Here is a 499-nt window from a genome sequence, read left to right as displayed (position 1 = left end):
GCATGACGCCGCCCCGATGCCGACCAGCGCGTTCCTCAATCTTGTGCCCGAAAGCGGGCTGAAGCTGACACCGCGGCAGTACAGCTATCTCAAGATTTCCGAGGGCTGCAACCACCGCTGCGCCTTCTGCATCATCCCGCGCTTGCGCGGCGATCTGGCCAGCCGCCGCCCCGATGCGATCCTGCGCGAGGCGGAGAAGCTGATCGAGGCGGGCACCAAGGAATTGCTGGTGATCAGCCAGGATACCTCGGCCTACGGTGTCGACATCCGCCACCAGCCGAGGATGTGGCATGGCGAGGAAGTCCGCGCGCATATGACCGACCTGTCGCGCGAGCTGGGCAAATTGGGCGCGTGGGTGCGGCTGCACTATGTCTACCCCTACCCGCATGTCGACCAGGTCATCCCGCTGATGGCGGAGGGGCTGATCCTCCCCTATCTCGACATCCCGTTCCAACATGCCAGCCGCAACGTGCTGAAGCTGATGAAGCGCCCGGCGAAC

Annotated in this window: 1 protein-coding gene; it reads left to right on the top strand. The window is 64.5% G+C overall.

The annotated features are described in order from the left end of the window. Nucleotides 1-499: radical SAM protein (locus AACY45_RS28065; RefSeq protein ID WP_339548730.1), on the top strand; the 499-nt coding region annotated here is incomplete at both ends.

Source organism: Pseudomonas sp. RA_35y_Pfl2_P32, from assembly GCF_963970735.1.
GTDB lineage: Bacteria > Pseudomonadota > Gammaproteobacteria > Pseudomonadales > Pseudomonadaceae > Aquipseudomonas.
The sequence above is the reverse complement of the archived record's forward strand: the minus strand, read 5'-3'. Positions and strand labels throughout refer to the sequence as shown.